The 14,948-nt window shown below is 45.6% G+C and carries 13 protein-coding genes; 10 read left to right on the top strand and 3 right to left on the bottom strand.

The genetic code is table 11. The features are described from left to right. The first annotated feature begins 137 nt into the window (after positions 1-137). Positions 138-602, top strand: coding sequence for a phosphohistidine phosphatase SixA (gene sixA, locus R7F64_RS12510; protein ID WP_005380537.1), 465 nt, complete (start codon positions 138-140; stop codon positions 600-602). Positions 603-695: 93 nt separating this feature from the next. On the opposite strand, the gene smrB is transcribed toward sixA, so the two are convergent. Then, entirely contained in the window at positions 696-1,226 is a 531-nt protein-coding gene (smrB, locus tag R7F64_RS12505; protein WP_005380539.1) for an endonuclease SmrB, read from the bottom strand. 62 nt (positions 1,227-1,288) lie between these two features. Here smrB and prmB point away from each other — a divergent pair, with 62 nt between their 5' ends. Both prmB and aroC read left to right on the top strand, forming a co-directional pair. Further along, positions 1,289-2,221 carry a 50S ribosomal protein L3 N(5)-glutamine methyltransferase gene (prmB, locus tag R7F64_RS12500; RefSeq protein WP_005380541.1) on the top strand — a complete coding sequence of 311 codons (933 nt, stop codon included), beginning with the start codon at positions 1,289-1,291 and terminating at the stop codon, positions 2,219-2,221. A gap of 180 nt (positions 2,222-2,401) precedes the next feature. Beyond that, complete coding sequence (gene aroC, locus R7F64_RS12495) at positions 2,402-3,487, top strand: chorismate synthase (protein ID WP_031780893.1); 1,086 nt, start codon at positions 2,402-2,404, stop codon at positions 3,485-3,487. Positions 3,488-3,710: 223 nt separating this feature from the next. On the opposite strand, the gene R7F64_RS12490 is transcribed toward aroC, so the two are convergent. Then, positions 3,711-4,334, bottom strand: coding sequence for a trimeric intracellular cation channel family protein (locus R7F64_RS12490; RefSeq protein ID WP_318071738.1), 624 nt, complete (start codon positions 4,332-4,334; stop codon positions 3,711-3,713). Between the two features lie 331 nt (positions 4,335-4,665). Between R7F64_RS12490 and R7F64_RS12485 the strand changes: the two genes are divergently transcribed. The 3 genes from R7F64_RS12485 (at position 4,666) to R7F64_RS12475 (ending at position 6,156) form a co-directional block, all read left to right on the top strand. After that, positions 4,666-5,196, top strand: coding sequence for an elongation factor P hydroxylase (locus R7F64_RS12485; RefSeq protein WP_005380546.1), 531 nt, complete (start codon positions 4,666-4,668; stop codon positions 5,194-5,196). 25 nt (positions 5,197-5,221) lie between these two features. Next, positions 5,222-5,485 (top strand): YfcL family protein, encoded by a 264-nt coding sequence (locus R7F64_RS12480; RefSeq protein ID WP_318071737.1) that lies wholly within the window; start codon positions 5,222-5,224, stop codon positions 5,483-5,485. 146 nt (positions 5,486-5,631) lie between these two features. After that, positions 5,632-6,156 (top strand): NADPH-dependent FMN reductase, encoded by a 525-nt coding sequence (locus R7F64_RS12475; RefSeq protein ID WP_318071736.1) that lies wholly within the window; start codon positions 5,632-5,634, stop codon positions 6,154-6,156. Between the two features lie 76 nt (positions 6,157-6,232). On the opposite strand, the gene mnmC is transcribed toward R7F64_RS12475, so the two are convergent. After that, positions 6,233-8,251 carry a bifunctional tRNA (5-methylaminomethyl-2-thiouridine)(34)-methyltransferase MnmD/FAD-dependent 5-carboxymethylaminomethyl-2-thiouridine(34) oxidoreductase MnmC gene (gene mnmC, locus R7F64_RS12470; RefSeq protein ID WP_318071735.1) on the bottom strand — a complete coding sequence of 673 codons (2,019 nt, stop codon included), beginning with the start codon at positions 8,249-8,251 and terminating at the stop codon, positions 6,233-6,235. 128 nt (positions 8,252-8,379) lie between these two features. On the opposite strand from mnmC, the gene fabB reads away from it, so the two are divergent. The 4 genes from fabB to R7F64_RS12450 all read left to right on the top strand — a co-directional run. After that, positions 8,380-9,591: a beta-ketoacyl-ACP synthase I gene (gene fabB / locus R7F64_RS12465; RefSeq protein ID WP_005380557.1), complete on the top strand. Its 1,212-nt coding sequence runs from the start codon at positions 8,380-8,382 to the stop codon at positions 9,589-9,591. Between the two features lie 340 nt (positions 9,592-9,931). Continuing rightward, on the top strand, positions 9,932-11,065 hold the full coding sequence (locus R7F64_RS12460) for a 4-phosphoerythronate dehydrogenase (RefSeq protein ID WP_318071734.1): 1,134 nt from the start codon (positions 9,932-9,934) through the stop codon (positions 11,063-11,065). After that, positions 11,062-12,066 (top strand): aspartate-semialdehyde dehydrogenase, encoded by a 1,005-nt coding sequence (locus R7F64_RS12455; RefSeq protein WP_318071733.1) that lies wholly within the window; start codon positions 11,062-11,064, stop codon positions 12,064-12,066. The genes R7F64_RS12460 and R7F64_RS12455 overlap by 4 nt, the downstream gene beginning before the upstream one ends. A 197-nt stretch (positions 12,067-12,263) precedes the next feature. Beyond that, positions 12,264-14,948, top strand: a 2,685-nt coding sequence (locus R7F64_RS12450; RefSeq protein WP_318071732.1) for a FimV/HubP family polar landmark protein, incomplete at its 3' end; no start/stop codon positions are given.

The raw sequence follows: 14,948 nt of genomic DNA, 5'->3' as shown, positions 1-14,948 counted from the left end.
CTTTAACAAGCGAATTGGTATAATGAACAGATAATTATATCAGTATTTTTGTTTCGTCATTGTTAAAGTTAGCCCCGTCTATCTAATAAAGATAGCAGTCAACCTTTTGGTAGCGTTAGCTATCCCTAGGAAATAACATGAAAATATTCATCATGCGTCACGGTGAAGCCGAGCATTTTGCAGATTCAGACGCAGCACGACAATTGACCCCAAGAGGCAGAGTCGAATCAGAAGCGGTTGCGAGAGCCTGTAAAGAACAGGGTTTTGCGCAATTCGATAAAGTGTTGGTGAGTCCGTACATTAGAGCTCAACAAACTTGGCAAGAGATCAGTGCGTATTTCTCTGCAAAAAGCATTGAAACTTGTGAAGATATTACACCTTATGGCCAGTCCGAGCATGTCTTCGATTTCGCAAGTGCATTAATCGAAGTCGAACAATTGGACTCGCTTTTGTTCGTATCGCATTTGCCTTTGGTCGGTTATCTGACTTCAGAGTTTGTAAAAGACATGACACCACCGATGTTTCCTACATCAGGGCTAGTGTGCATTGAATATGATTTACAAACACAAAATGGTGAAGTGCTTTGGCATATTACGCCATAAGTGTCTAAACCAAAATAAGCGTTTGCAAATTAGAGACAGAATAAGAAAGGCAGGAGATCCCTGCCTTTTCGTTTAGTGTCTACAGCAAGCCTGTTACTTTTCAGGAATAGAAAGCAACACTAACAACGCACCATCACCACCAAATTCTAGTGGCGCTTGGTGAAAAGCCATAACGTCAGGATGCTGTGCTAACCAAAGTGGGGCTTTCTGTTTCAGGATGTGTTTCCCAATACCATGTTGCACACACGCACAATGAATCTCGTTTTTGATGCAATAGGCTATCATCGCACCAAGCTCGCGTTTTGCTTCTTGCTGTGTCATGCCGTGCATATCGAGGAACACGTCCGGTACATACACGCCACGACGTAGACGTTTGACTTCATAAGTGGAGACGTCGTCACGTGCATAACGAGTTGGACCTTCATCGTTTAATAGAGGGACAAACTCGTCTGAAAAGTAAAATTCAGAGTCACTCGCTTCACGGTTGGAGCGCTTGATTTCTTTTTGCTTAGTATTTTTTTTTGGTTGCTGGATTATGGTATCCTGTCGCAACTTTTTTACGCCCTGTACTGCTTCCTGAAACAAGGCGAAATCGTCATCGTTCTCGGTGTCTTTTTTGCTCATTAGGTAAACAATTTCATTAATAAACTTTATTGGCAGTATTGTAGCGCTTTTCGGAGGCAATTTTGGATAAGATTTTTGTAGAAGAAGCGGTATCGGAGCTGCATACCCTTCAAGATATGATTCGTTGGACGGTAAGCCGCTTTAATGCAGCGAACCTGTTTTACGGTCATGGTACTGATAATGCGTGGGATGAAGCAGTTCAGCTTATCCTGCCAACCTTATACTTGCCGATTGATGTGCCTCCGCACGTATTGAACTCTCGCCTAACGACAAGCGAGCGTCTGCGTATTGTTGAGCGCGTAGTAAAACGCATCAACGAGCGTACGCCAACAGCATACCTAACAAACAAAGCATGGTTCTGCGGTCTTGAGTTCTTCGTTGATGAGCGTGTACTTGTGCCACGCTCTCCTATCGGCGAATTGATTCAAGCGGAATTCCAACCTTGGTTGGTGGAAGAGCCTACGCGCATCATGGACCTATGTACGGGTTCTGGTTGTATCGCGATTGCTTGTGCGCACGCTTTCCCTGAAGCAGAAGTGGATGCTATCGACATCTCTACAGATGCTCTACAAGTGGCTGAGCAAAACGTACAAGATCACGGCATGGAGCAGCAAGTGTTCCCAATTCGCTCTGATTTGTTCCGTGATCTTCCAAAAGAGAAATACAATCTAATCGTGTCCAACCCACCATATGTGGATGAAGAAGACATGAACAGCCTGCCAGATGAGTTCACGCATGAGCCTGAGCTTGGTTTAGCTGCGGGTACGGATGGTCTAAAACTTGTGCGTCGTATTCTAGCTAACGCGCCAGATTATCTAACAGATAACGGCATTCTTATTTGTGAAGTCGGAAACTCAATGATTCATATGATGGAACAGTACCCAGAGATTCCATTTACTTGGATTGAGTTCGAGAACGGCGGTCATGGCGTATTTATGCTAACGCGTGACCAGCTGGTTGAGTGTGCAGAAGAGTTTAAACTGTACAAAGACTAATAGAGTCTTGCACTAAACATCAAAACACCGAGCTTTATGCTCGGTGTTTTTTTTATGCATACCTCGCCGATATTAACTCTTTACATCAAAACGTAATAAAGCCACTATGAATCCACGAAGAATTGGAAAGCAGCTATGCTCTGTTTTGAGAGAGCGTGGCGATAAAAACTTGAGGAAGTAATGGCAGGAAACAGTATCGGACAACATTTCCGAGTGACGACATTCGGGGAAAGTCACGGTATCGCACTGGGATGTATCGTAGACGGATGTCCTCCGGGGTTGGAAATTACAGAAGCAGATCTACAAATCGATCTCGACCGCCGTCGTCCAGGCACATCACGTTACACCACACAACGTCGTGAACCGGATGAAGTTAAAATTCTTTCTGGCGTTTTTGAAGGCAAAACCACGGGCACATCGATCGGTTTGCTAATTGAAAACACCGATCAGCGCTCAAAAGATTACTCTGACATCAAAGATAAGTTCAGACCGGGTCATGCTGATTACACTTACCACCAAAAATATGGCATCCGCGACTATCGCGGTGGCGGCCGTTCTTCAGCTCGTGAAACCGCAATGCGTGTGGCTGCTGGTGCAATCGCGAAGAAATACTTAAAAGATGAGTTTGGTGTTGAGATTCGTGCTTACTTGTCACAAATGGGTGATGTATCTATCGACAAGGTAGATTGGAACGAAATCGAGAACAATGCATTCTTCTGCCCTGATGCTGACAAAGTAGAAGCATTTGACCAACTTATCCGTGACCTGAAAAAAGAAGGCGACTCTATTGGCGCAAAAATCCAGGTTGTGGCAACTAACGTGCCTGTTGGTCTTGGGGAACCCGTATTTGACCGTTTGGATGCAGACATCGCGCACGCACTAATGAGCATCAACGCGGTGAAAGGCGTGGAAATCGGAGACGGTTTCGAGGTGGTAAACCAAAAAGGCAGTCAGCACCGTGATACGCTTGCTCCTGAAGGTTTTGGTAGTAATCATGCGGGTGGCATTCTTGGTGGTATCTCGACTGGTCAAGACATTGTCGCAAACATTGCGCTTAAGCCAACATCAAGTATCACTGTGCCGGGTGAGACCATCACAAAAGAAGGTGAACCAACTCAGTTGATCACCAAAGGTCGTCATGACCCATGTGTGGGTATTCGTGCTGTGCCTATCGCAGAAGCGATGCTGGCAATTGTGGTGATGGATCATTTACTACGCCACCGTGGTCAAAACCATGGCGTAACAACTGAAACACCGAAGATTTAAGAGCTTTGTGTCATTCCAGCGAGCTATAGCGAGACTAGGAATCTAATTTCAGCACGATGAAAAGAGAAAGAAACATCTCTGACAGCAGAGTGCTCGGATAATAGATCCTGAATCATGCTCCTTCGTCGCTGTTCAGGATGACAGAATATAAAATTATGCCACTCACTGAATCGCGGGTGGCACAATTTTATCAGGCAACCTTTTTTGTTTAAGTAGTTTTTGCTTAACGAATCGAGCCTTCGGTTTCCAAATGGAAAGAAGGCAGACGCCACTTAAAGCGCACTGCAGCCATACGCAGCATGTAACCAGTAACCAGTGTAATGATCGTGGCAGTGACATCGGGAACATTGAATTCTAATAGCGCTAAGTACATTCCTGATGCGATAAGAGCGACAGAAGCGTAAAGCTCTTCATGCAGTACCAATGGTGTTTGGCGACAGATTAAGTCGCGAAGTAGCCCACCGAATACACCAGTTACTAACGCTGAAACCATACAAATACCAGGGTGCAAGCCCATGCCCATCGCAATTTTTGTTCCGATGATACTAAACACGATTAAACCTAATGCATCGAGGCGAATGAACAGACCTTTCAGCTTAATCACCCATTTCGCTAAACCTGTTGTTAGCACACCTGCAACACACGTAATTGCAAGGAACTCTGGGTTTTTTACCCAACCAAGAGGGTAGTGGCCTAATAGAATGTCACGTACGGTGCCACCACCAATGGCCGTTGCGCTGGCCACCAACATAACACCAAACCAGTCCATCTTTCTTCTACCAGCACTTAACGCACCTGTCATGGCTTCAGCCGTGATACCAATGATATACAACACACTTAGCAACATAGGGAACACTCAACGTAAAAAGTCACTACGTTCTACGAGAATCAGCGTAGGCGAAGTAACAACACTTACAAACGGTTCTATCTCTCTTAAAAAGTGATTAAAACCAGAAACATGCTTGTAATCAAACGGCTTCAAAATAGCGGTTTGAACGGCATCAAAATAAGGCGAGAGTGTAGTGGTAAATAAGTACGCTGACGAATGAGAAATTGTATGGAGAAAGCGACCTTCAGATAAATTCAACTAATAACCAAAAATGTGGGGGTGCCTTTACCTCATAACTAAAAACAGCGACAATATGCAGCGCATGTCAAACTGAAGTACAAACTCGACGATGACCCACGAATACCAAGACTTAATCACCATTTTTAATGACACCTTTTTAGAACAATTTAATACGAAATTAGAGTTAGGTGGTGATGAGCCTATTTATCTTCCTGCTGATGATGAACACCCTCATCATCGGATTATTTTTGCTCGGGGTTTTTACGCCTCTGCTTTACACGAGATTTCGCATTGGTGTGTGGCTGGTCCAGAGCGTCGTTTGCTGGAAGATTTTGGCTATTGGTATGAACCCGATGGGCGAACAGCAGAAGTTCAAGCGGAGTTTGAGAAAGTTGAAGTGCGACCTCAAGCTTATGAATGGATTCTGGCACAAAGCGCTGGCTTCCCTTTTACGGTGAGTTGTGACAATCTACACGGCGATTTTGAACCAGATAGGCTCGGCTTTATGAAAAAAGTGCATAAAGAAGTGCTAGGTATTTTGGACGTTGGCTTGCCTTTGCGAGTGAAAATGCTTTCTGATGCCCTGCGCGCATTTTATCAAACTAAGCCATTGGAAGCGTCGGACTTTTGCGTTAAATAACCACTAATAACCTCAGAGATACACCATGATTATTGAATTTGAAGAAAAACTACTGGAACTGATTGATGCTCGAATTGAAACAGCATCTGACGATGAATTGTTTGCTGGTGGTTATTTACGTGGTCACATCTCTTTATCCGCGGCGTCTTGTGAAGAAGAAGGGATTAGCGATATTACTGAGCTGAAGTCACGCATTGAGAGCAGCTTAGAAGGTGCGCGTACCGAGTTAAGCCCGGCCGATCGCGTGATTGTCAGTGATTTGTGGCAAGAGCTCCAGGCTCAGGCTTAATCCCTAAGCAGCGTTCTCCCTTTATTTAATCCTAGCAATTTACTACTTCGAAAAATTCGAACCTCTCCATAAAATTTTTGTGGTTGTAGCGAAACTGTTCAACTTTTATTCTGATCAGCATAAAACGTGAACAAAGGATTACAACCATGAAAATTGTCGCATTTGGTGCATCTACCAGCTCTACCTCAATCAACAAACTACTGGCTACATACGCAGCAAATCAAGTCGAAGGCGCTCAAGTGAATGTTCTAGACTTAAACGATTATCAAGCGCCAATGTTTAGCGAGGACAAAGAGAAAGAAATAGGTCAAGCTGAAGGGGCTGTCGCGTTTTTACGTGACTTGGCGGAGGCTGACGCTATCGTTGTTTCCTTCGCAGAGCATAACGGTTCGTACCCAGCGGCCTATAAAAACTTGTTCGATTGGGCGACGCGCATTGAGCGTAATGTATTTCAAAACAAACCTGTCGTTTATTTAGCAACTTCCCCAGGTCCCGGTGGTGCACAAAGTGTTCTTGCGGCGGCGACAGGTTCTGCTCAATTTTTTGGCGCGGATGTAAAGGCATCGTTATCTGTGCCGAGCTTCTACGAAAATTTTGACGTGGAATCGGGTAAGGTTGTAAACCCAGAAGTGGCAGAGCAAGTGAAACAGGCAGTTGCACAGCTGAAGTAATCTCAGTACGAGCGACTTAATGAGTTAGCGATTCCCGACACGTATCTGTGTCGGGAATTAAAACGAGAGAATACTCTTACAGCTCGGTAATGGCTTTGCCTTTTCTTAGTTTACGAACCCACATTCGACTTGGGTGAAGTTCGGTCAATATATCAACAGGTAATGGCAGCGGGTCCCCACAGATCTGGGAGGCCAACACTTCAGCTAATAATGGTGCAGAGCTCAGTCCACGAGATCCTAAACCTAAGAAGCAGAATAGGTTAGGGTACTGATGAATGGTTTCTACCTCTTCTGCTTTTTGATTTTGTAAGTTGGCGTATTGCGTTTTGATCGTCTCAAAGTCACCCACATTCCCGACAAATGGTAAATGATCCCGGCTAACACAACGAATACCTTGGCGAGATTGATTACCAGTGATATCTACCTCTTTTGCCCATGTTTGATTCGGTACACATTTCACTAGCTTTTCCGCATTATCTTTTTGGGCGTTTTCATCAAATTCGTAGTCAAGGTGACTGCGGTCGTAGCTTGCACCGATACACAAGTGTTGATTACTTGGGTTAACAGGTGTCATGTAACCGTCGTAACACAACACCGTTTTCAGCTGACTCAGCGTTTCGGTTGCTGGCGCATGACTGACTTGTCCTTTCACCTGCCCCATTGGGAGGGAAGCGGTTTGACTCAATGCCTGAAACTCATGGCCGTTCGCAATCACAACCGTTGAGTGCTCAAATGTTTGACCACTCGCCGTTAGTAGCCAGAGCTGACGTTTTTCATCCCAATCTAATGCCTCAATATGGTGTTCAAACTTCGTTGAGAGTAACGACGTCTGCTCCAATTGTTTGATTAACCCACGAGTTAACTCGGCAGGGCACAGCCACCCTCCCATTGGGTAGTGCACAGACGCCATATCAATAGGTAACCCGATAGTGTTCGCAGTTTCCTCGGCGGACAGCTTTTGAATGAGCTCTGGAGTGAAGTTACCCGCAAGCATTTTCTCCAGTTTGTCTGTGGATTTGTCATCCCACATCAACTGAGTTACGCCACACCAGTCATGATCAAAATCGATCTCTTGTGCTGCTTGTTCAACAAACTGACGTGCGAACAAAAATGCAGGAGCAAACACTCGTGAAACACCCGTGTGCGGGCCATTAAGCAGCGGATAAACGGCTCCTTGTCGATTGCCTGAAGCTCCTTTGGCTGGTTGTTTGTCTTTACAGTAAAGGGTGACGTTTTGGCCACGACGAACTAACGTTTTCGCTAACGCCACGCTGGCTATACCACCACCAATGATGGCAATCGAATCAAGATTGCTAGATGCTGTGCGATTGAACCAAGGGAGATGGTTCGACTGCTTTTCACGTTGCTCCATAGAGCCGGCGATCATTTCTCGTTTAGTGCCGAAACCTTTCACCTTTTTCATTGTAAAGCCAGCTTCGTTCAAACCACGACGTACAAAGCCTGCTGCGGTAAACGTGGCAACTGTACAATCTTGCTTGGCTAGCTTTGCCATGTTGTTGAACAGGCCTTGGTTCCACATCTCTGGGTTTTTGCTTGGCGCGAATCCATCTAAGAACCAAGCATCAATCAAACCTTGTTCGTTGTATGGGACTTGCGGCATGCAGTCTTTAATGTCACCAAACCAAAGGTCGAGTGTGATTGCACCGTCTTCTAAAACAATGCGATGACACTCCGGCACAGCGGCAGGATAGTGCTTTTGTAACTTTTCCGCGTACTCAGCTAGCTCAGGCCAAGCTTCATGCGCCTTCTTTAAATCGGCTTTGCTTAATGGGTATTTTTCAAAGCTAATAAAATGCAGCTCTTTCAATGTTGCGTCCGGATGCTGACGACGAAACTCACTAAACCACTGGCATACTGCTAAGAAGTTTAATCCCGTGCCAAATCCTGTTTCACCAATGACAAAACGTCTTTGGTCAAATTCCTGCCATCTTTCTGGGAGATTATTTTGTTTTAAGAAAACGTAGCGTGTCTCTTCAAGACCGTTTACGTTAGAGAAGTAAACATCATCAAATTGGTCTGAAACCGGAGTACCAGCTTCGTTCCAACCAAGTTCTGCGTTTTTTATTGAAGTCATAATGGTGCAAATTTGTGATTTGGCGCGGTAAGAATGGGGCGATTGTACGAATTTATGGGAAAGCTGACCACTTTTGTTGACTATCTTAGTTATCATCTAGCGGATTTTTGAATTATAGGAATGTCATAATGAAACGAGTCGTAATCACCGGTATGGGTATTGTTTCAAGTATCGGTAACAACGTCGAAGAAGTTCTAGCGTCTCTTAAAGCGGGCAAATCTGGCATCACTGCATCTGAGCAGTTCAAAGAACACGGTCTTCGTTCGCAAGTATGGGGTGACCTAAAAATCAACCCGGCGGAACACATCGACCGTAAGCAGATGCGCTTTATGGGTGATGCGGCTGCTTATGCATACCTATCAATGGAGCAGGCAATCGCAGACGCTGGTCTTACAGAAGAGCAGGTTTCAAACGATCGTACCGGTATCGTTGCAGGTTCTGGCGGTGCTTCTGCATACAATCAAACGGTAGCGACAGACACGATGCGCGCCAAAGGCGTAAAGCGAGTTGGTCCTTACATGGTTCCTCGTACTATGTCTTCTACTGTTTCTGCTTGTCTTGCTACGCCATTTAAGATTCGTGGCGTGAACTACTCAATGAGCTCTGCATGTGCAACATCTGCACACTGTATCGGCCATGCTATGGAGCTTATTCAACTAGGCAAACAAGATATTGTTTTTGCTGGTGGCGGCGAAGAGCTAGATTGGTCTCAAACTATGATGTTTGATGCGATGGGCGCACTGTCAACCAAATACAATGACACGCCAGACAAAGCATCTCGTACATACGATGCAGACCGTGACGGTTTTGTTATCTCGGGCGGCGGCGGCATGCTGGTTATTGAAGAACTAGAGCACGCACTGGCACGTGGTGCGAAAATCTACGGTGAAATCGTAGGTTACGGTGCGACATCAGATGGCTACGACATGGTAGCGCCATCAGGTGAAGGCGCAATTCGTTGTATGAAGATGGCGATGCAAGACGTTGATGGTGTGGATTACATCAACACGCACGGCACATCGACACCCGTTGGTGACGTGAAAGAGCTTGGTGCTATCCAACAATTGTTTGGTGAGAACAGCCCTGCAATCTCTGCAACAAAAGCAATGACTGGCCACGCACTCGGCGCAGCGGGCGTGCACGAAGCAATTTACTCAACACTTATGCTAGACAAAAACTTCATTGCTCCAAGCATCAATATTTCAAACTTGGACGAAGCAGCACAAGGTCTGGACATCGTGACAGAAGCACGTGATGCAGAGCTAACGACCGTAATGTCAAACAGCTTTGGCTTTGGCGGCACAAACGCAACTTTGGTTATTAAAAAGTACCAAGGTTAACTGAATTTGTTGGCGCCTTGCGAGAGTACTGTAAACGCCAACAATCCAGTTTCCAGAGCTTGATCAGTCACACTGATCGAACAGACGCAGACTCTATCCCATGGAGAGCGGGATAGGATCCTTTTGTTCTGGAACTTTGCCCGGCTATTTAGCCGGGCTTTTTCTTTTCTCTGTTTCTGCTTTTCTCTAGGCTTCCCGTCAATCGATTCTATAGGAGTTACCTCCTTGAGGTTTATTGGTGTTATATCTTGAGATTTTTCGGGAAAAGGGCACAATCGCTTTAGTTTCGCATCTTGCGAATAAACGAACTCTTACAAATGGATGTTAGAACGCTGGCGCTATGAAAATTATTGTTGATGAAAATATGCCGTATGCTGAAGAACTATTCAGCCAACTCGGTAACGTAATTCTAAAACCAGGTCGTACACTGACCGCCGATGATTTAGTGGATGTTGATGCCCTAATGATTCGCTCAGTCACCAAAGTGAATGCTGACCTGATCAGCAAAGCAAACAAGCTGAAGTTTGTTGGTACGGCCACGGCAGGCATGGATCATGTTGACCAAGCACTCTTAAAAGAGAAAGGCATTTTCTTCACTGCGGCGCCAGGGTGTAACAAAGTGGGTGTGGCGGAATACGCGTTCAGCGTGATGATGGTGCTCGCTCAGCAACAAGGTTTCTCGGTATTTGACAAGACGGTAGGTATTATTGGTGCAGGCCAAGTAGGTAGCTACCTAGAGAAATGTTTGAAAGGCATGGGTATTAAAGTTCTGATCAATGACCCATTCAAACAAGAGGCTGGTGATCCTCGTAGCTTTACTCCGCTGACAGAACTGATTGAAAGCTCAGACATCATTACACTACATACGCCAATCACCAAAGATGGCCCATACCCAACGCATCATTTGATTGATGAGAAGGTATTAAATGGTCTCCGCAGCGATCAAATTTTGATTAACGCGGCTCGAGGTCCCATCGTTGACAACGCTGCTTTGAAGCAACGTCTTTTGAAAAACGATGGCTTTACAGCGGCACTCGACGTATTTGAATTTGAACCAGAGGTTGATATGGAGCTTCTGCCTCTGCTAGCATTCGCAACCCCTCACGTTGCAGGCTACGGCTTGGAAGGGAAAGCTCGCGGTACAACGATGATTTTCAACAGCTACTGTGAGTTCTTAAATAACGAATTACGTGCGCATGCCAGCGATTTACTGCCAACCGCGCCTGTTCCTGCTATGGTATTGGACAGAGCTTGGGACGAAGCAACACTGCATAACATCACGCAGTTAATCTATGATGTGCGTAGAGATGACGCTCTTTTCCGCCGTGAAATCAGTAAGCCAGGCGCTTTTGACCTGATGCGTAAAAACTACTGGGATCGCCGTGAATACAGCGCTGTCACGCTAGTGGGTAACAAAACATGTAACCTTGCTCCATTAGCAGAACTAGGTTTTCAGATTGAGGTAAGTCAATGAGCCAGCAATATAATGTTGCCATTTTAGGTGCGACCGGTGAAACAATTTTGGATGTGCTTCAAGAGCGCAAATTCCCAGTAGGCGAAATCTTCCTACTCGCGAGTGAGCGCAGCGAAGGCAAGACTTATCGCTTCAATGGTAAAACGGTACGCGTTCAAAACGTAGAAGAGTTCGATTGGTCTCAAGCGCATATCGCACTGTTTTCTGCTGGTGGTGAGCTATCAGCCAAGTGGGCTCCAATTGCCGCTGATGAAGGCGTGATTGTTATCGACAATACATCACACTTCCGTTACGAGTACGACATTCCTCTTGTTGTGCCTGAAGTAAACCCAGAAGCGATTGCAGAGTTTCGTAACCGTAACATCATTGCGAACCCGAACTGTTCAACCATCCAAATGCTGGTGGCACTAAAACCAATTCACGATGCGGTGGGTATTGAGCGTATTAACGTATCAACTTACCAATCGGTGTCTGGTGCAGGCAAAGCGGGTATCGATGAGCTAGCAGGTCAAACGGCGAAGCTGCTAAACGGTCTGCCTGCAGACAAGAAGCAATTCTCTCAACAGATCGCGTTTAACTGTATTCCACAAATCGATCAAATGATGGAAAACGGCTATACCAAAGAAGAAATGAAAATGGTGTGGGAAACACAGAAGATCTTTAACGATCCATCAATCACAGTCAATCCAACGTGTGTACGTGTTCCTGTATTCTACGGTCACGCAGAAGCACTTCACATTGAGACTCGTTCACCTATCGATGCACAAGAAGTCGTTAACTTGCTTGAACAAACTGACGGTATCGAAGTGTTCCACGGTGAAGACTTCCCTACACAAGTTCGCGATGCGGGCGGTAAAGACCATGTAATGGTTGGCCGTATCCGTAACGATATCAGCCATCATAGCGGCGTAAACCTGTGGGTTGTTGCTGATAACGTGCGTAAAGGCGCGGCAACTAACGCGGTGCAAATCGCAGAAGTTCTGATCCGCGATTACTACTAAGTCGCTTACAGTTCATTTCAAAGCCTCGCACAGTGCGAGGCTTTTTTGTACGAACGAAACAAAATAGTGTGAGATTAGTACGAATATGGCGAGAGCCACACATTTTTTATTCTCAACGCTATAGTTTTGCATGCGATATCCGATATATTTAACCGATCACCATTTCAAATTGTATTTAGCACAAAACTGAGCCTTCTATGCGTCAAAATTATAAGCGTTTGTTAGCAGCCCTTGTGTTGATGAGCGCGACTCAGACATCATCAGTGGTTCAAGCCGAAGGAATTCGTCTTGTTGGACCGTCTGGTGAAGTGCAATCATCTCCGAGCTATGCTGAAGATATTGAGCGAGCATTACCTGCTCCTCCTGCGAATACTCAACCGTCACGTTTCTTTGGTCCGACTGGTGAAAATCAAACACTATGGTCGATCGCTTCAGAATTACGACCTTCACGCGGTGTTACCGTTCAACAAACGCTTCTTGCCATTTACCGAATTAACCCTCAAGCGTTTGAGAACCAAAACATTCATGAATTGATCCCAGGGAGTCGGCTACGAGTACCTTCTCTAGAGCAAGTGCAAAGCGCGACCACAGCGCAAGCTGTTGCGATTATGAAGGCGCATGAAGCTAAGTTAAAACAGCCGAAGCCGACAAATAGAGCGACGCCAGCACAACGAGTCACCGAGCAACCAAAGCCACAAATTAAAGTAGAACCCAAGCCTGCGGCTAAGCCAGAGACAGTGGCTGCAACGGAGCCAAAACCAACTCCGAAAACAATACCCGTCATCCCTGCGCCACCAGTAACTACCTCTCCGCAGGGTGAAAAGCAGGTCAGTGCGCTAAAGGACAAACTTCAAGGCTCACAAAGTGAATTAGACTCATTAGAAGAGAAGAACCATCGTCTTCGATTGATGCTGTCAGAAGTGCAAAGCGAAGTCGAAACTTTGAAAAGCGAGCTGAATGACGAAGAACGCATTCGCTCAGAAGTCGAGAAGCTGCTTGCTGAAGAACGCCAGCGCCTTGCTGAACAACAACGCATGCAACCAAGCACCATGGACAAAATTTTGTCGAATGGTTGGCTTGTTGGTCTTGCGGCATTAATTCCTGGTGCTTTGATTGCGTTGCTAGTTGTTATGCTTCTTGGTCGACGCTCTAAAGCGAAAGAGGAAGATGCGGCTGCACAGGAACAGCAAAACGTTGATCCTCTTGCGGCGCCAATCGGTTTAGCGGCGGCGGATGAGCTTGATGAAGAGCTCACGCTTGATGATGAATTGTTTGCAGATGAAGATATCAACACACAGTCTTTACAAGAAGAGAAGTCAGATTTAGAAGAAGACGTCTTTGCTAACCTCGACGATGAAGAACTTGATTTCAATCTGGAAGGGGACGATGACCCATTTGCAGATATTGGCGATGACGGCGACCTAGATGTTGGTCTGGATGAGTTTGAATCATCGAACAATGGTATCCAAGTCAACGGCGAAGAAAAAGCGCTTGGTTTAGAAGAAATGGAGCGAGCCTTAGATGAGGTTGCTCCAGAACTAGAAGTGCTCGATGACGATGAGTCTGGCTTCGATCTTTCGGATGATACGAATGAGAAATCAGACTCGCTTTCAGACGACGCATTTGCCGAGTTACTTGCAGCCGATGAGCCGTCAGAAGAGTTACCAAGTGACACTGTCGACCAGGATATGCTTGATGACTTGTTTGCTGAACTTGGCAACGATGACTTCGATTTAGATACTGATGAGCCTGAGTTAAAACAGCCTGTGTCGGATGATGACTTTAGTGTAGGAGAGGCATCTGACGACGATATCGATAAGCTATTGGCCCAGTATGAACAACCGGCTAGCGAATCGGAAGTTCGAGAAGCTGACGCCAATGAAGGTCCTGTTCTAGATGAAAACAGTACAGAGCTACTCGATGAACTCATTGATTTTGATGAAGATGACACAGACGAGTTTGATCCACTAAACGAGCTAGAAGCAATCTCTGGTTTTGAAGGTGATGACTCGATCGAAGAGTTAGACGCAGATAGCACAGACTTACTGGATGAACTCATTGATGATGTTACCTCTGAACTTGATGAAGAGACTGAAGCTGATTTAGATCCGTTTGATGATCTGATTCGAGAGGACGAGAGCCCAGAGCAGAATAAATCGGAAGAGGAAGAGTTACTGAAATCACTTGGTTTTGGTGAATCAGACGCCGACGAAAAGCCATCTCCCGTAGTTGAGTCAGAACAAACTCATGAAGATCAGGACATTGAGTCTGGGTTGGACATCGACGCTTTATTAAGTGAAAGCCAGCCAGACACGCAACAAGCTGTAGAAGATCAACCATTAACCGAGCCAGAAGCTACTTCAGAGCCATTTAGCAGCGATGAATTTCTTGGTGATTTAGAGGACCTCTCACCAGAGAATGATCCTTTAATGAGCGAGCTAGACGACCTATTTGAGTCAGACAGTGAAGAGCTTCTGCCAACAGAACAAGAAAAAGCGGATTTTTCTGCTGAACTTGACGCTCTATTTGATAGTGAAGACGATTTACCGCAGCAAGTTGAAAAAACACAAGCGGAGATAGAGGAAGCTTCATCACTACAGCAAGAGGCTACCGATACTGATTCAACACAAGAACCATCCGTGGAGTCCGATGCTGAGGTACAGCCTCACGTTGAGCAAGAGGAAGACATTCCAGCCTTCACGCCGACACCAAATACAATAGAAAATGAATTCGGTGTTCCACAAGAAGAAGATTGGCTACTGGATGAGCCTGAATTGGAGCCGGAAACTGAGTCGACCAACGATTCAGAAGAAGAATTCAATTTTGATGAGCTAGATTTGCCAGAATTCAGTGAAGAAGATGCTCTAGCATCTATGGCTGGC

The sequence above is a fragment of the Vibrio sp. Vb1980 genome (assembly GCF_033338615.1).
GTDB classification, from domain to species: Bacteria; Pseudomonadota; Gammaproteobacteria; order Enterobacterales; family Vibrionaceae; genus Vibrio; species Vibrio alginolyticus.
This window is presented reverse-complemented; position numbering and strand designations above follow the sequence as displayed.